Origin of the sequence: Curtobacterium sp. PhB78 (assembly GCF_003751685.1) — a bacterium.
Classification (GTDB): domain Bacteria; phylum Actinomycetota; class Actinomycetes; order Actinomycetales; family Microbacteriaceae; genus Curtobacterium.
This window is the reverse complement of sequence record NZ_RKIA01000007.1, coordinates 102011-118169: the sequence shown is the minus strand read 5'-3', so window position 1 is coordinate 118169 and position 16159 is coordinate 102011. Positions and strand designations below refer to the sequence as shown.

Sequence of the window (16159 nt, the reverse complement as noted above, 5' to 3'; positions counted from 1 at the left end):
ACATGGCGCGCCCGCAGTCCCTCTACCGATGCACCGAGTGCGGCTGGACCAGTGTCAAGTGGGTCGGCCGGTGCGGCGAGTGCCAGACCTGGGGCACGGTCGAGGACTCCTCGGCGGTCTCGGCGAGCACCCGGGGCACCGCGGCCGTCGCCGTCACCGGTGCCCGAGCGGCACGGCCCATCACCGAGGCCCGCGGCACGACGGTGCAGCGCTGGCAGACCGGCATCGGCGAGTTCGACCGCGTGCTCGGCGGCGGGGTCGTCCCCGGTGCCGCGGTCCTGCTGTCCGGCGAACCCGGCGTCGGCAAGTCCACGCTCCTGCTCGAAGTCGCTTCGCGCGCGGCGGCGTCCGGCAAACGCGTCCTCTACGTCAGCGCGGAAGAGTCCGTCGACCAGGTCCGGCTCCGCGCCGAGCGCACCGGGGCGATGCACGACGACCTCTACCTGGCGAGCGAGGTCGATCTCGGCGTCATCATCGGCCAGATCGACCAGGTCAAGCCGGACCTGCTCATCGCCGACTCCGTCCAGACCATCTCGTCCAGCTCCATCGACGGCATCGCGGGTGGGACCTCCCAGGTGCGCGAGGTCGCCTCGACGCTGATCCGCATCGCGAAGGACCGCGCCCTCCCCGTCCTGATCGTCGGCCACGTCACGAAGGACGGCACGATCGCCGGGCCGCGCCTGCTCGAGCACCTGGTCGACGTCGTCTGCCACTTCGAGGGCGACCGGCAGACCGCGCTCCGCTTCGTCCGGGCGCTGAAGAACCGCTTCGGCCCCACGGACGAGGTCGGGTGCTTCGACATGGGCGGCGACGGCATCCACGAGGTCCCCGACCCCAGCGGCCTCTTTATGTCCAAGAACGCGACCCCGGTCTCCGGCACGTGCGTGACCGTGGCGCTCGAGGGGCGTCGGGCGCTCCCGGTCGAGGTCCAGGCACTCATCGTGCCGAGCTCCGCGCCGCAGCCCCGTCGGGTCGTGAACGGTGTCGATGCCTCACGCGTGGCGATGCTGCTCGCGGTGCTCGAACGCCGAGCCGGCCTCAAGCTCTCCGATGCCGACGTCTACGTCTCGACGGTGGGCGGCATGAAGCTCACCGAACCCGGCGCCGACCTGGCGATCGCACTGGCCCTGGCGAGTGCGGCACGAGACCGCCCGTACCCGCACACGCTCGCGGCCGTGGGCGAGATCAGCCTGGCGGGCGAGATCCGTCCGGCCACGGGCACGAAGCAGCGAGTGAACGAGGCCACCCGCCTCGGGTTCACGACGGTGCTCGGCTCGGACTCCGGGCATCTGCGCGAAGCACTGCGTGTGGCGTTCTCGATGACGCAGTCGGCCCGTGAGCGCGAGCTCGACCGCGCGTTCTGAGCCGACGGCCCACCACGGACAGCCCGATGGCCCACCGCGGACAGCCCGACGGCCAGTCCTAAGCGCGCAATGCGGCCAGCAGGTCCGCCGGGGTCGCCTGCATGGTGTTCGGCCCGGCGATGTCGAAGAACACGCCCTCGAGCATGTCCAGGTGGGCGGCGAGGAACTCCTCGAGCCGCGGTCCGTCGTAGACCATGACCTGCCGGATCTTCTCGTCCGGCACCATCGCCGTGTAGGCGTCCGCCGACGAGAACAGCAGCAGGATGCGCTGTTCAGAGCCTTCGCGCCCGAAGACCCGCACCTGCATGTCCTTCTTGCCGGTCACGAGCCGGGGGACGATCACGATGTCGTTGCGCAGCGCGAACGCCACCGCAGCGACGTCCTGCTTCGCGAGGGCTTCCTCGAGTTGTTCACTCCGGAAGCGCTGTTCCTTGTCTGCCATCTGAGCAATTCCACCAGATTTTCGTCGTTCAGTGACGCACGGGTAGCCAGTCGGCCCAGAGCACGCTAGCCTGATGGAACCGCTTCGGCGGCGCTCAACGTTCGAGCGAGGTGGTTTGCCCCTCAACTCGGACTACCAGGGTCACTGGCCATCAGGCCTGACCCCGAACCCGTCCCGCCGGCACCTGCCCGCGTGGCGCATCACCCCCGTCGACGTACGTCGGGGCTCCGCAGGTGCGATCGCACCATGGCGGAACGCAAGAAAGCTAAGGAAACGCCATCATGGCATCTACCGGTACCGTCAAGTGGTTCAACAACGAAAAGGGCTTCGGCTTCATCGCCCCGGACGACGGAAGCGCTGACGTCTTCGCGCACTTCTCCGCGATCGCCGGCAACGGCTACAAGTCGCTGGAGGAGAACCAGAAGGTGGAGTTCGACATCACCGAGGGCCGCAAGGGCCCGCAGGCGGAGAACATCACCGTCCTCGGCTGATCACATCAGCTTCGAACGGCCCCGTCGTCCTCTGGACGGCGGGGCCGTTTGCTGTCCACTGATGTGTTGGACCGGTGCGCAGTGGATACATCGTCTACGTCGACGAAAGCGGAGATCACAGTCTCACGCGCATCAATCCGGACTACCCGATGTTCGTGCTCGCGTTCTGCATCTTCCCCGTCGACGTCTACGTCGACCGGATCGTTCCGCTCGTCCAACGCCTCAAGTTCGACTTCTTCAACCACGACATGGTCGTCCTCCACGAGCGGGAGATGCGTCAGTCAGCTCCGCCGTTCGACATCCTCCTGAACGCCTCCGTCCGCAGCGATTTCATGGCAAGAGTCGACGCCGTGTTCGATGAGCGCTTCGGGGTGGTTGCATCCGCCATCCGGAAGCACGAGTTCGTCCGCCGGGTCGGGGAGGACACGAGTCCGTACCACGTCGCGCTCGAGTTCGGGCTCGAACGGGTCTTCTTGCAGCTCCAGGATCGAGGAGCGTCCCGGTGCGAGACGTTCGTGGTCTTCGAGAGCCGGGGCCGCTCCGAGGACCGGGAGCTGGAGGCCGAGTTCGACCGAATCATGAGCACCACGAAGATGCGTGGGATGGCCGAAACCTTCCGTTTCAAGATCGCGAGCAAGCAGACGAACAGTGCCGGGCTCCAGATCGCCGATCTCGTCGCTCGTCCGATCGGCACACATCTCCTCAAGCCCGAGCAGCCCAACCGCGCGTGGGACCCGTGAAAGCGAGAACCCCCGGGGGTTCCGGGGGTTCGACGCCGATCGGGCATTCCCAATCCACTTGCATCGAGGCTACCAGCCCACGCGACGCCCGGGCTACTGCAGGATGAACTGCACCGAGGCCTTCGACTCGAGGTTCCCCACCGCGACCTGCAGGTGGTAGCTCGCCCCGTCGGCCGAGACCGCCGGGCGGGACGCATCGCACGTCGTGGTGGACGACCGGGTGCGGTCCCAAGCGATCGCGGGCGTGGTCAGGGTCTGCCCGGACTTGATCGTGACGTCCTGGTTCGTGCCGCCCGTCTGGCAGTCCTTCGACGACCAGTACTGCTCCTCGCCGGAGCTGATCGTCAGCACCTGCTGCGCTGACCCGAGGTCGAGGTGGCACGAGTTCGTGCCGGTGTTCTTGATCGACATGGCGATCTTCGGGTCCTCGGTGGGGCCGTACGCCTCCTTGTCGAGCACGGGCGTCAGGACGACCTGGTCCTTGCTGCACGTCGACCCGTCGGCAGCGCCCGACCCAGACGCCGACGCGGATGCCGACGCCGAACGGGACGGGGCAGCGGACGACGCACCACCGGCCGAAGCCGAAGCCGGGGCCGAAGCCGGGGCCGAAGCGGACGGCGAGGACGTGGGCGCTGCCGTCGGCGTCGACGCGCTCCCTCGTCCGACGACGATGAGCACGACCACCACGACGATGATCACGAGTGCGCCGAGCACGGCTGCACGACGGCGCCAGTACACGACCGGCTTCTCGGGCCCGACGGGGTGACGCAACGACGACATGCGCACAGGGTAGACAACCGCGGATGCCCGGTGCGGGACCCCCGCCGGGTGCCGCGCGAAAGCGTCAGAGGATCTTCAGCATGCGGGTGTTGCCGAGGGTGTTCGGCTTGACCCGGGCGAGGTCGAGGAACTCCGCGACCCCTTCGTCCGACGACCGCACCAGCTCGGCGTAGACCGCCGGTTCGACGACCTGCTCGCCGATCTCCAGGTAGCCGTGCTTCGCGAAGAAGTCGACCTCGAACGTCAGGCAGAAGATCCGCGCGACGCCGAGTTCGCGGCCGTCGTGTTCGAGCGCCTCGAGCATGCGGTGTCCGACGCGCTTGTGGATCCAGTCGGCGTCGAGGGCGAGCGTGCGCACCTCGGCGATGTCGTCCCAGAAGACGGCGAGGGCACCACAGCCGATCGGGACGCCGTCGGGCCCCTCGGCGATCCGGAACTGCTGGATCGAGCCGTAGAGCGCGACGTTCTCCTTGCCGAGCAGGATGCGCCGGTCGACGTAGGGGGCGATGAGCCGCTGGATGTGCGGGACGTCCGAGGCGAGTGCCGGACGCACCAGGATCCCGTGCTCGTCACGTTCGTGGAACGCGTGCTTCCCGTGCTCTGTCATCCCGACAACCATAGCCGCGCGTGGACGAGCGGCAGCCGACCGCTCCGGGGGACATCCCGCTGTACTGCGCCCAGGCGCGGCCGCCTACCGTCCACACCATGCCTCAGATCATCGAAACCGTCGACGTCAACGTCCCCGTCTCCGCAGCGTACGGTCAGTGGACCCGCTTCGAGGAGTTCCCGCACTTCCTCGACGAGGTCGAGAAGATCGTCCAGGTCGACGACAAGACCACCGACTGGACCGTGAAGGTCGCCGGCCAGGAGCGCGAGTTCCGCGCCGTCATCACCGAGCAGCACCCCGACGAGCGGGTCGCCTGGACCGTCAAGGACGGCGAGACCGACCACGCCGGCGTCGTCACCTTCCACAAGCTCTCCGACGACGAGACGCGCGTGACCGCGCAGATCGACTGGGAGCCGTCCGGCTTCCTCGAGAAGCTCGGCGCCGCGGTCGGCGTCGGTGGCCACGCCATCAAGAAGGACCTGCAGAACTACAAGGAGCGCGTCGAGTCGGCTCCGACCGACACGGGCTGGCGCGGCGACGTGCAGGCGTGATCACGGCCTGACACGTCCGCACACGGACAGACGGGAGGCCCGGTGCCAGCTGGCACCGGGCCTCCCGTCTGTCTGGTGTCGGGTCCTAGGACTCGATCTCGCCCTGGGGCGCGTCGGTCGCGGTCTCGACCGCGGCTGCGCCGGCGAGGACCTCTTCGCGGCCCGGCTGACGCCCGGTCTCGAAGTGGAACGCACCGTCGACGAAGTCGACCTTCACGTGGTCACCGGCGGTGAGCTCACCCTGCAGGATGTGCTCGGACAGCTGGTCCTCGACCTCGTGCTGCATCGCGCGACGCAGCGGGCGTGCACCGAGGGACGGGTCGAACCCGACCTTGATGAGCTGCTCCTTGGCGGGGAGGGTGAGCTCGACCGTCATGTCGCGGTCGAGCAGACGGTCGGCCAGGCGCTTCACGAACAGGTCCACGATCTGCAGCAGCTCGGGCTGCGACAGCTGCGGGAACACGATCGTGTCGTCGACGCGGTTGAGGAACTCCGGCTTGAAGTGCTTCTTGAGCTCCTCGTTGACCTTGCCGCGCATGCGGTCGTAGCCGACGGCCGAGTCACCCTCGACCTGGAAGCCCACCGGGCCACCGGCAATGCCCTGCGAACCGAGGTTCGTGGTCATGATGATGACGGTGTTCTTGAAGTCGACCACGCGGCCCTGACCGTCGGTGAGACGGCCTTCCTCGAGCACCTGCAGCAGCGAGTTGAAGATGTCCGGGTGGGCCTTCTCGATCTCGTCGAACAGGACCACGGAGAACGGCTTGCGGCGCACCTTCTCGGTGAGCTGGCCGCCCTCTTCGAAGCCGACGAACCCGGGAGGGGCACCGAACAGACGCGAGACGGTGTGCTTCTCGCCGAACTCCGACATGTCGAGGGAGATCAGTGCGCCTTCGTCGTCGAACAGGAACTCGGCGAGCGCCTTGGCGAGCTCGGTCTTGCCGACGCCCGTGGGCCCGGCGAAGATGAACGAGCCCGAGGGGCGGTTCGGGTCCTTCAGACCGGCACGGGTCCGGCGGATGGTCTTGGACAGGGCCGAGATGGCCTCTTCCTGACCGATCACGCGCTGGTGCAGTGCCTTCTCCATGAAGACGAGACGCGAGGTCTCCTCTTCAGTGAGCTTGAACACCGGGATGCCCGTGGCCTGCGCCAGGACCTCGGCGATGATGCCCTCGTCGACGGTGCCGGACGCGGCGACGTCACCGGCACGCCACTGCTTCTCGAGGCGGAGTCGCTCGCCCAGGAGCTTCTTCTCCTCGTCACGCAGGCTGGCTGCCTTCTCGAAGTCCTGCTCCTCGATGGCGGCTTCCTTCGACCCACGGACCGTCGAGATCTTCTCGTCGAACTCGCGGAGCTCCGGGGGCGCCGACAGGATCGAGAGGCGCAGGCGTGCGCCGGCCTCGTCGATCAGGTCGATGGCCTTGTCCGGCAGGAAGCGGTCCTGCACGTAGCGGTCCGCCAGGTTGGCGGCCGAGACGATCGCACCGTCGGTGATGGACACCTTGTGGAACGCCTCGTACTTGTCGCGCAGGCCCTTGAGGATGTTGATCGTGTGCGGCAGCGACGGCTCGTTGACCTGCACCGACTGGAAGCGACGCTCGAGTGCGGCGTCCTTCTCGAAGTGCTTGCGGTACTCGTCGAGCGTGGTGGCACCGATGGTCTGGAGCTCACCGCGGGCGAGGAGGGGCTTGAGGATCGAGGCGGCGTCGATCGCACCTTCGGCAGCACCGGCACCGACGAGCGTGTGGATCTCGTCGATGAAGACGATGATGTCGCCGCGGGTGCGGATCTCCTTCGTGACCTTCTTCAGGCGCTCCTCGAAGTCACCGCGGTAGCGGGAACCGGCGATGAGCGACCCGAGGTCGAGCGAGTAGAGCTGCTTGTCCTTCAGCGTCTCGGGCACGTCGCCCTTGACGATCGCCTGCGCGAGGCCCTCGACGACTGCGGTCTTGCCGACGCCGGGCTCACCGATCAGGACGGGGTTGTTCTTGGAGCGGCGGGAGAGGATCTGCATGACCCGCTCCATCTCCTTCTCGCGCCCGATGACGGGGTCGAGCTTGCCGTCGCGCGCGGCCTGGGTGAGGTTGCGACCGAACTGGTCGAGGACCTGCGAACCCTGCTGCGCGTTCTGCTGCTGCTCGCCGCCGACGGCGACCGCTTCCTTGCCCTGGTAGCCGGACAGGAGCTGGATGACCTGCTGGCGGACCCGGTTGAGGTCGGCGCCGAGCTTCACGAGCACCTGGGCTGCGACGCCCTCGCCCTCGCGGATCAGGCCGAGCAGGATGTGCTCGGTACCGATGTAGTTGTGGCCGAGCTGCAGCGCCTCGCGCAGGGACAGCTCGAGCACCTTCTTGGCACGCGGCGTGAACGGGATGTGCCCGGTCGGCTGCTGCTGACCCTGGCCGATGATGTCCTGGACCTGCTCGCGGACGGCGTCGAGCGAGATGCCGAGCGACTCCAGCGCCTTGGCAGCAACGCCCTCGCCCTCGTGGATCAGGCCGAGGAGGATGTGCTCGGTGCCGATGTAGTTGTGGTTGAGCATCTTCGCTTCTTCTTGAGCGAGGACGACAACACGACGGGCTCGGTCGGTGAATCTCTCGAACATGTGCTCTCCCTTGGCCCTTTCTGACGGAGCCGACAGCTGGTCCGGTCTCGTCTGAGTCCGGTCACGTACTCCGAGAGTAACCAGCGCTCCCCGTGCGGGCTGCCCCTGTTCGCCGTGGGCGTGACCTCACTGCGCGATGTGCGCAGTGAGCGAACGGAACAGACGACGGGAGGCCCGTGGCGGCGTCCGCCACGGGCCTCCCGTCTGGTGTTCCGTCGCGTCTCAGGCGCGGCGCGCTGCCCGGCGCAGGGCGCGCCGGAAGCGGCGCGGCTCGACGCCCAGGGCGTCGAGGACGTCGTGCGCCGAGCCCATGAAGGGGTCGTCGACGCCGTCGAGGACGGCCAGCACGACGTGCACCGGGCGCACGCGCTCGGCCGGACCGGCGAGGACGGCTGCTCGTGCGAGGACCCGGGCGGCCGCCGGGGTGCAGGCGACCCGGTCGTGCTCGTCCGGGCACGCGGCCCGCGCACCGACGAAGACGCTGATCTCGGAGCGGACGGCCTCTGGGGTCACGCCGTGCGCGTCGAGGATCGGGCGGAACCGGGGCATCCCGCTGCAGAGGGTGACGGAGGCGAGCAGGAGGTGCTCCGCGTCGACGAAGCCGAAGCCCGTCTCGTGGGACTCGAGGTCGGCGAGCAGCACGATCTCGCGACCCTGCCGGACGGTGGGGAGGGCGACGGACAGCTGAGCGATCTGCATGTATTCAGAATATCGCATGCGATGGCAATTCAACACCCCTCGGTTCAGCGCGGCTCGGTACCATCCGGTCATGGATCAGCCCGTCGTCGGCCTCGTCGTCCACCCGACCAAGAACGTGCAGGAGTCCGTCACGACCCTGCAGCGATGGAACGCGTCCGGCCGGGGCGAGCTCGTCGCCCGCCGAGCCGATGCACAGCGGATCGGCGGGGGCATCACCGCGGTGGAGGACGACGACTTCACCGCACGCGTCGACCTCGTCGTGGCCCTCGGCGGCGACGGCACCATGCTCGGCGCGATGCGACTCGTGGCGAAGCGCCCGGTCCCGGTGCTCGGCGTGAACTACGGCAACGTCGGGTTCCTGGTGGAGATCGAACCGCCCGAACTCGAGGCAGCGCTCGACCGGCTGTCGGCCGGCGAGTACCAGCTCGAGCCGCACCACGCGCTCGAGGCCCGGCTGTCCTGGAGCGGCGCACGCACGGACTACCTGGCGTTCAACGACCTGACGATCGTGCGGCGCCCCGGTTCCGGCCAGGTGTCGGCGGACCTCAGTGTCGGCGGGCTCGGCTACGGCTACTACCGCGCCGACGCCATCGTCGCCGCGACCCCGGCCGGCTCCACCGCGTACAACTACGCCGCGGGGGGCCCGGTGCTCTCCCCCGCACTCTCCGGGTCCGTCGTCACCCCGGTCGCCCCGATGGCGGGCATCGACCGGGCCGTGGTGCTCGCCGCCCGCGAGCGCTACCGGTTCGACATCGCGGAGGGCACCAGGAGCGCCGCACTCGAGGTCGACGGGCTCGTCGTCGGCGAGGTCGCCACCGGAGCGCAGATCGACGTCCGACTCCGCAAGGACGCCGGCAGCGTCGTGCGACTCGACGCCGAACGGCACGGACGCACCGGTCGGGTGAAGCTGAGCCTGCTCGACCTGCCGGTCCGGCCCGACCAGCTCATCGAGCTGATCCCGAGCGATCTGCGGCAGAAGCTCGGGCGCGAACTCGACCAGTAGCGGTCCGGGCAAGCGTCCGGTGCCCACGAACGTGAATGGCCCGCTCGAGCAGTGCTCGAGCGGGCCTTCCCATCACCCCACCGGATCGTCTTCCCACAGACCGACTCGGGTTCCCCTGCCGACGCGAGCGCCGGCCGAAGCCTGCTGACCTCAGTCGGTCAGGTACAGCTGCATGTCCTGCGAGACCGCCTTGGCGAACAGGCGCAGCTTGGCGCGCGACTCCACCCGGCTGACGGCCTGGCGGGTCGTGTGCACGATCTTCGAGATCTCGTCGAGCGTCATCGGCTTGTCGTCGTCGAGGCCGTAGCGCATGCGGATCACGTTGGCTTCCTCGCTCGGCAGCTCGGCGACGATCGAACGGATGTCGCGGTGCAGGAGCGTGGTCTCGGTGAGCTCGTTCGGGGACGCAGCGTCCTCGTCCTCGATGAAGTCACCGAGCTCGCTGTCGTCCGAGTCGCCGACCACCGTGTGGATCGAGACCGGCTCGTGCGAGCGGCCCTTGAGGTCGACGAGCTCTTCCACCGTCATGCTCAGCTCGGCGGCGACCTCGTCGGGCATCGGCGCGCGGCCGAGGTCGACGGTCAGGTCACGCTCGGTGCGGGAGATCTTGTTGATCAGCTCGACGGTGTGGACCGGGATGCGGATCGTGCGGGCCTTGTCGGCGAGACCACGCGAGATCGCCTGGCGGATCCACCAGGTGGCGTAGGTCGAGAACTTGTAGCCCTGCGTGAAGTCGAACTTCTCGACCGCACGGACCAGGCCGAGGTTGCCCTCCTGGATGACGTCCATGAACGGCAGCCCACGCTGCGAGTAGCGCTTCGCGATGCTGACGACCAGGCGGAGGTTCGAGGTGATCATGCGCTCCTTGGCGCGCTCACCGTCGCGGACGAGCCAGCGGAGTTCACGCTGCAGGGTCTTCGCGAGACCCTTCTCGGTCGCGAGCTTCTCTTCCGCGAACAGGCCGACCTCGATGCGACGGGCGATCTGCGCTTCTTCCTCGGCGGTGAGGAGCGAGAGGCGACCGATGTGGCGCAGGTAGTCGCCGACCTGGTCGACGGAGGCACCGCGGACGCCGGCGAGCTGCTCGTCGGCCTCGACCTCGGTGTCGAGGGAGGTCGTCGCGGACTCGGCGCCCTGGGTCTTCGATGCCGCTGCCTTCTTCGTGGTGGCGCGGCGGGTGGTGCTCGGTGCAGCCGGTGCGATCGTCATGGTGTTGCTCCCTGCGTTCGGCGGTGATGGCTTCGTGCGGTGGTGCTGGGGGTGTTGCTTCTGGGTGCTGCTTGGGGTGTTCACGAGTAAAGCGGTCCGGAGGTGTACCCCACAAACCGATCGGAATGATTCTCAGGCATCTCCGTGCTTCGTCATCGAAACCGTCCCCCGTGGGGTACAGCGATGCTGCCAGTGTGGTCCCCCGAACTGCCGCGGATCAAGGGTGTGACGTGATGTTTCCGGCGTTGCAGGAGTGTTTCTCACGCGTTTCCGAACCTGTACCCCGCACCGCCGCGCCTTCCGGACATACAAAAGGGGTACGTCCGGCCGGATCGACGCGATCCGGTGGTCGTACCCCGAAAACCGAGTGGGTGGGGGTCACCAGGAGGGTTCGAGCCACCCGTCCCGGCGCTTGGACGCCTCGAGGTCGGCGTCTCGGTCGAACTCGTCGTACTCGCTCTCGATGTCACCGACGAGGCTGCGACCCGTGAAGGGATGTGTGGTTGCCATGCGGACGATGCTCACCCCGGCGCGCGACGGCGAGGTGAACGGGGCGTGACCGGTCGAGGGCGCACAGCCGTCCAGCGGGCACAGCCGTCGAGGGGGCGCAGACGTTGGAGGGGCACAGACGTCGAAGGCCGCCGCCCACGATGGGGCGACGGCCTTCGGACAGGACTGGGTCGGGCGGCGCTACTCGGCCGAGGCCGGTGCCGGCGCGGGGACGCCGTGCTCCCGCTCGAACCGGGCACGCTCCTCGGCCTCGACCTTGGCGTACGCGGCACGCTCGGTGCGGTCGGCCCGCATGATGGCGCGCATCACGAACCAGAAGATGAGGCCGACGACGATGGTCGGCGTCAGGGCGAAGATGATCCCGGTCACGACTCCATGCGGCACCGGAGCATCGTACCCCGGGGAACCGGGTCTTACTTGACCAGGGGGAAGAGGATCGTCTCGCGGATGCCGAGGCCGGTGATCGCCATGAGCAGGCGGTCGACGCCCATGCCCATGCCACCCGACGGCGGCATCGCGTGCTCGAGGGCCCGCAGGAACTCCTCGTCGACGCGCATCGCCTCGGGGTCGCCGCCGGCTGCGAGCTTCGCCTGCTCGACGAAGCGCTCCCGCTGCACGACCGGGTCGACGAGCTCGGAGTACGCCGTCGCGAGCTCGAAGCCGCGGACGTACAGGTCCCACTTCTCGACGATGCCCGGTCGGGTGCGGTGCTCGCGGGTGAGCGGCGAGGTGTCGACCGGGAAGTTCATCACGAACGTCGGGCGGTCGAGCGAGTCGATCACGAAGTGCTCCCAGAGCTCTTCGACGTACTTGCCGTGCGTGGCGTGCGCGACCTCGACGCCCTCGGCAGCGGCGAGCTCCTGCAGCTCGGACAGTGGGGTCTCCGGGGTGATCTCGCGACCGGCAGCCTCGGACAGCGAGCCGTACATGTCGATGCGCGGCCACTCACCGCCGAGGTCGTACGTGCTGCCGTCGGGCAGGGTGACCTCGAGCGAGCCGCCGGTCACGGCCCGCGCAGCGCGCTGCACGAGCTCCTGCGTCAGGTCGGCCATCTGCTCGTAGTTGCCGTACGCCTGGTACGCCTCGACCATCGCGAACTCGGGCGAGTGCGACGAGTCGGCACCCTCGTTGCGGAAGTTCCGGTTGATCTCGAACACCCGGTCGATGCCGCCGACGACCGCGCGCTTCAGGAAGAGCTCGGGCGCGATGCGCAGGAAGAGCTCGGTGTCGAACGCGTTGGAGTGGGTCACGAACGGACGAGCCGAGGCGCCACCGTGCTGGGTCTGCAGCATCGGCGTCTCGACCTCGAGGTACTCGTGCTCGGTGAAGGTCTGGCGGAGCGAGGACATCACGGCGGCGCGGGCGCGGACGGTGGCGCGTGCTTCGTCGCGGACGATGAGGTCGAGGTATCGCTGGCGGACCCGCGTCTCCTCGTTCAGTTCGTTGTGCAGGTTCGGCAGCGGCAGGATCGCCTTCGCCGCGATCGCCCACTCGTCGACCATGATCGACAGCTCACCGCGGCGCGAGGAGATCACGCGGCCGTGCACGAAGACGTGGTCGCCGAGGTCGACGAACTCCTTCCAGCGCGCGAGGGACTCGTCTCCGACCTCGGCGAGGGACACCATCGCCTGGATGCGAGACCCGTCGCCGGACTGCAGCGACGCGAAGCAGAGCTTGCCGGTGTTGCGCGAGAACACGATGCGGCCGGCGACACCGACGACGTCCTGCGTCTCCTCGCCGGTCTCGAGGTGCGCGTACTGGTCACGGATCGCCGGGATCGTCGTCGTGATCGGGAGCTCGGCGGGGTACGCCTCGATGCCCGATTCGAGCAGCTTCGCGCGCTTGTCGAGCCGGACCTGTCGCTGCTCGCTGGTCTCCTGCTCGGCCAGTGCGGCGGCGTCGGCGATCGCGGTGTCGGTGGTGGCGGTCTCGTCGGTCATGCGGGTGCGGCTCCGATGGTCGTGGGGGTCGGGGGAAATGCTACCCGCGCCGCGCGCCCGCCCCCGAACCGCGCCCGGACGGGTCCCCTCGACTGGTCACGACTCCCCGCCGGTGCGGCGCCGACCGGTCACGTTCCGTCGGCCGGAGCGCGGCGGGCCGACGGTTCGTGACCGCTCGGCGGAACTGAGCGGGGAGTCGTGACCGACCGCCATGCCCCTACAGCGTGGACTGCCCGTCGGCGGCCGTCAGTGCGTTGTCGACGGCGGAGCGGACGAGCGCACCGAGCACCCGGCCGGGGTGGTCGACGCCGATGCCGGAGAGCGTGCCCGCCGACTGGTCCACGATCGCGGTCGAGAAGCTCACGGCGGCGCGGACGGCGTCGGCGTACGCGGGCCGGTCCCCCTCGGCGATGACGAACGGCTCGGCGCCCATCTCGACCACCAGGGCCTGCGCGATGGGCAGCACGGGTGACGGGGCGGTGACCGCGCAGTAGGCGTCACGGAGCCGCGACAGGTCGACGCTGGTGCCGGTGAACGCCATCGCGGGGTGGATGGCGAGCGGGATCGCACCGGCCGCCATCGCGGGGGCGAGGATGCCGACGCCGTGGTCCGGGCTGGTGTGCACGACGAGCTGCCCGGGCTGCCAGATGCCGGCGTCCGCCAGGCCCTGCACGAGTGAGGCCAGCTGGTCGTCCGGCACCGCGAGCAGGACGAGTTCGCTCCGCTCGACCAGGTCCGGCGTCGCGAGCACGGGAGCGCCGGGCAGCATCGCCTCGGCACGGTCACGGCTCTCGGCGGACACGGCGGTCACCCCGACGACCGCGTGCTCCGCGTTCGCGAGTGCGGCGCCGAGTACGGGTCCGACCCGTCCGGCACCGACGACGCCGACGCCGAGGCGCCCGGCCCTCATCGGGCCGCTCCGGTGGGCGGGACGTCGCTCCACCCCGGTCCGGGAGGCACGGTGCCGGGCCGGTGGTCGCCGTCGGGTCCGGCAGGGGCTCCGGTCCCGGGCCACGGCACGTCCGCAGCGTGCCTGGCGGACGCGGGACGGGCCTCCCGTTCGCGCCACCGGTGGGACGTGTCGACCGCAGCGGCCTCGACGGCGCGCTGGGTGGTCTCGGACCACAGACGCTGCGCGTCCCGTGCGTCGAGCGCACCGACGCGGGCCGAGACCGGCCCGGCGACGGTGTGCACGTGGACGGCGGCGAGCCGCAGGGCACGCTCGAGCGGACCCTGCTCGACCTTGACGCTCTGCACCCGGGGCAGCGGCACGATGACGAGCGACCGCCAGACGGCGCCGAGCCGGAGCAACACCGCGCCCTGCACGAACCGGTACCCGTTGCGTCGGAACGCGAACGGCCGGAGCCAGGCACCGCGGCGCGGGGAGTGCACGAAGCCGCCCTGGTCGCCGCTCGTGGTGAGGCTGTCGTCGACGACGCTGACGGCCTCGGCAGAGCCTTCCCGCAGGGCCTCCTGCGAGGCCTCGGGGCCCGCGACGGCAGTGCCGACCAGGCCGGGCAGGATGATGTCGAGGACCTCGCGGACGTCGGCCGCGGTGCCGACGGGCAGCACGATGGCGGAGGCCTGCTGGTTGCTCGATGCCCCGTTGCCCGCGTTCGTCGCCCGGTTGATCCGGACGTCCCACCAACCGAACGGGCGCCAGAGCAGCGGCTGCGCGACGCTGACGGCGTGGATGCGGCCGGGGGGCAGTGTCTCGTTCGAGGTCGAGACGAGCCCGAACCCGATCCGGATGCCGTCGCGGGTCTCGGCGATCGTGTACTGCAGCGACCGCGAGAACTTGCGGACGTAGTAGCTGCCCGCACCGATCACGGCGGGGAACAGGCCGAACAGGATCCCGTACTCGCCGGTGAGCGCGACGCTGACGATCATCGCCGCCACGGCCAGCAGGATGAAGACGGTGGTGCCGGAGAGCAGCATCGACGCGATCAGCCGACCGGGCTTCACCTTGACGATCCGGGTGGCCTGCACCGCGGCAGCGTCGAGCTCGGGCGAGAACATCTCGTCGACGCGGTCCTGCAGCACACCGTTCGACGCACGCGCCGGACCACTGCCACGGTCGTCGTCCTTCGCACCCGAGGCGAGCACGAGGATGCGCAGCCGCAGGTCGTCGGCGGCCTTCACCCCGAGGTAGGCGAGCTGCACGTTGGCGTCGTTGCCGGCCTGGGCGATCTCGAGCTTCGCCGTGCCGAACACCCGCGGGATGAGCGGACGCGAGATGTTGATGCCCTGGATCCGGTCGAGCCGGGCCTTGCGGTGGTTCCGGAACAGCACGCCCGAGCGGACCTCGACGATCTCGCCGGTGACCCGGAACTCGTGCATCCGCCAGGACAGGTAGAAGAGCCCGATCAGCACGAGCAGGAACACCGCGACGCCGAGCAGCACCCAGCCGACGACGCCGTGCTCGTAGACGTAGCGGACGGGGTCGCCGTCCTGCTGCTCGCCGCCCGGGATGAAGAACTCGACGAGCTGGTCGCGCAGGCTGTTCAGCACGTAGCCGAGGATGACGATCAGGAAGATCCCGCCCTTGAGCAGCGGGGTCAGCGGGTGCAGGCGGTGCCACTCGCCGTCGGTCAGGGGCGCGGCGGCGGCGGCGTTCCCGCGCGTGGGCGGGGCGGGCGGCGGCGGGCCGGGTCGGAAGGTCACCGCGACCCCCTACAGCCCGGCGCGGCGGGACTCGGCGAGCTCGACGAGCCGGTCGCGCAGTTCGTCGGCGTCGGTCGCGGGGATGCCGGGGATGCGGACGTTCGTGGCGGCCGCGGCGGTCACGAACTTCAGCTCGCTCATGCCGAGCGCCCGGTCGAGCGGACCGCGCGCCACGTCGACGAGCTGCATGCGCCCGTACGGCACCGCCGTGAAGCGCTGCCACATCAGGCCGCGGCGGACCACCAGGTCGTCGTCGCGCAGGGCGTAGCCGATCGCACGGACCCGGCGGGGCGTCAGCGCCGCGGTGACGAGCGTGATGACGAGCACCACGATGCCGATGAGCAGCCAGACCGTTCCGGCGCCCGAGCCGAAGCCGTCGTTCACGATCCCGATCAGGACCAGGCCGGCGGTCACCACGAGGCCGATCACCAGGGTCGTGATGAGTTCGGTCCACACGAGCTTCGCGGACACCCTGGTCCAGTCGATGCGGGTCAGGCCGAGGCCCGGCTCGTCGAGTCGTTCACGCGCCATCGCGGGCCTCCAGTGGGTGTGCT

Annotated in this window: 17 protein-coding genes; 5 read left to right on the top strand and 12 right to left on the bottom strand. The window is 69.4% G+C overall.

Translation table 11 applies throughout. From position 1 onward, the window contains the following. The first annotated feature begins 2 nt into the window (after positions 1–2). Positions 3–1364 carry a DNA repair protein RadA gene (gene radA / locus EDF53_RS16485; RefSeq protein WP_123294558.1) on the top strand — a complete coding sequence of 454 codons (1362 nt, stop codon included), beginning with the start codon at positions 3–5 and terminating at the stop codon, positions 1362–1364. A 58-nt stretch (positions 1365–1422) separates the two neighbouring features. Here the strand turns inward: radA and EDF53_RS16480 are convergent, their stop codons facing one another. Continuing rightward, positions 1423–1806, bottom strand: a complete 384-nt coding sequence (locus EDF53_RS16480; RefSeq protein WP_123294557.1) for an SseB family protein — start codon at positions 1804–1806, stop codon at positions 1423–1425. A gap of 281 nt (positions 1807–2087) precedes the next feature. On the opposite strand from EDF53_RS16480, the gene EDF53_RS16475 reads away from it, so the two are divergent. Then, positions 2088–2297: a cold-shock protein gene (locus EDF53_RS16475; protein WP_017887662.1), complete on the top strand. Its 210-nt coding sequence runs from the start codon at positions 2088–2090 to the stop codon at positions 2295–2297. Between the two features lie 74 nt (positions 2298–2371). Beyond that, complete coding sequence (locus tag EDF53_RS16470) at positions 2372–3037, top strand: DUF3800 domain-containing protein (RefSeq protein ID WP_123294556.1); 666 nt, start codon at positions 2372–2374, stop codon at positions 3035–3037. 93 nt (positions 3038–3130) lie between these two features. Here the strand turns inward: EDF53_RS16470 and EDF53_RS19075 are convergent, their stop codons facing one another. Continuing rightward, the gene (locus EDF53_RS19075; RefSeq protein WP_148058379.1) at positions 3131–3817 is read right to left on the bottom strand and encodes a hypothetical protein; all 687 of its coding nucleotides are present in this window, start codon (positions 3815–3817) and stop codon (positions 3131–3133) included. A 64-nt stretch (positions 3818–3881) separates the two neighbouring features. After that, positions 3882–4424: an amino-acid N-acetyltransferase gene (locus tag EDF53_RS16455; protein ID WP_173170102.1), complete on the bottom strand. Its 543-nt coding sequence runs from the start codon at positions 4422–4424 to the stop codon at positions 3882–3884. A gap of 98 nt (positions 4425–4522) precedes the next feature. On the opposite strand from EDF53_RS16455, the gene EDF53_RS16450 reads away from it, so the two are divergent. Continuing rightward, the gene (locus EDF53_RS16450; RefSeq protein WP_123294553.1) at positions 4523–4975 is read left to right on the top strand and encodes an SRPBCC family protein; all 453 of its coding nucleotides are present in this window, start codon (positions 4523–4525) and stop codon (positions 4973–4975) included. An 85-nt stretch (positions 4976–5060) separates the two neighbouring features. On the opposite strand, the gene EDF53_RS16445 is transcribed toward EDF53_RS16450, so the two are convergent. Next, positions 5061–7580 carry an ATP-dependent Clp protease ATP-binding subunit gene (locus EDF53_RS16445; RefSeq protein WP_123294552.1) on the bottom strand — a complete coding sequence of 840 codons (2520 nt, stop codon included), beginning with the start codon at positions 7578–7580 and terminating at the stop codon, positions 5061–5063. 222 nt (positions 7581–7802) lie between these two features. Beyond that, the gene (locus tag EDF53_RS16440) at positions 7803–8279 is read right to left on the bottom strand and encodes a Clp protease N-terminal domain-containing protein (protein WP_185021088.1); all 477 of its coding nucleotides are present in this window, start codon (positions 8277–8279) and stop codon (positions 7803–7805) included. A 70-nt stretch (positions 8280–8349) separates the two neighbouring features. Between EDF53_RS16440 and EDF53_RS16435 the strand changes: the two genes are divergently transcribed. Further along, positions 8350–9282: an NAD(+)/NADH kinase gene (locus EDF53_RS16435; protein ID WP_111086944.1), complete on the top strand. Its 933-nt coding sequence runs from the start codon at positions 8350–8352 to the stop codon at positions 9280–9282. Positions 9283–9432: 150 nt separating this feature from the next. Here EDF53_RS16435 and EDF53_RS16430 read toward each other — a convergent pair whose 3' ends face one another. From EDF53_RS16430 to EDF53_RS16405, 7 genes are all read right to left on the bottom strand, one after another. Further along, the gene (locus EDF53_RS16430) at positions 9433–10491 is read right to left on the bottom strand and encodes a sigma-70 family RNA polymerase sigma factor (protein WP_123294550.1); all 1059 of its coding nucleotides are present in this window, start codon (positions 10489–10491) and stop codon (positions 9433–9435) included. Between the two features lie 378 nt (positions 10492–10869). Then, positions 10870–11001, bottom strand: coding sequence for a hypothetical protein (locus EDF53_RS19725; protein ID WP_258373406.1), 132 nt, complete (start codon positions 10999–11001; stop codon positions 10870–10872). 180 nt (positions 11002–11181) lie between these two features. Next, positions 11182–11385, bottom strand: coding sequence for a hypothetical protein (locus EDF53_RS16425; protein WP_111086942.1), 204 nt, complete (start codon positions 11383–11385; stop codon positions 11182–11184). Positions 11386–11414: 29 nt separating this feature from the next. Further along, on the bottom strand, positions 11415–12941 hold the full coding sequence (gene lysS / locus EDF53_RS16420; protein ID WP_123294549.1) for a lysine--tRNA ligase: 1527 nt from the start codon (positions 12939–12941) through the stop codon (positions 11415–11417). Between the two features lie 217 nt (positions 12942–13158). Beyond that, positions 13159–13851 carry a Rossmann-like and DUF2520 domain-containing protein gene (locus EDF53_RS16415; RefSeq protein ID WP_165901135.1) on the bottom strand — a complete coding sequence of 231 codons (693 nt, stop codon included), beginning with the start codon at positions 13849–13851 and terminating at the stop codon, positions 13159–13161. Beyond that, positions 13848–15605 carry a PH domain-containing protein gene (locus EDF53_RS16410; RefSeq protein WP_123294547.1) on the bottom strand — a complete coding sequence of 586 codons (1758 nt, stop codon included), beginning with the start codon at positions 15603–15605 and terminating at the stop codon, positions 13848–13850. The genes EDF53_RS16415 and EDF53_RS16410 overlap by 4 nt, the downstream gene beginning before the upstream one ends. 9 nt (positions 15606–15614) lie before the next feature. Beyond that, positions 15615–16136, bottom strand: a complete 522-nt coding sequence (locus tag EDF53_RS16405) for a PH domain-containing protein (protein ID WP_123294546.1) — start codon at positions 16134–16136, stop codon at positions 15615–15617. Between the last annotated feature and the right edge of the window lie 23 nt (positions 16137–16159).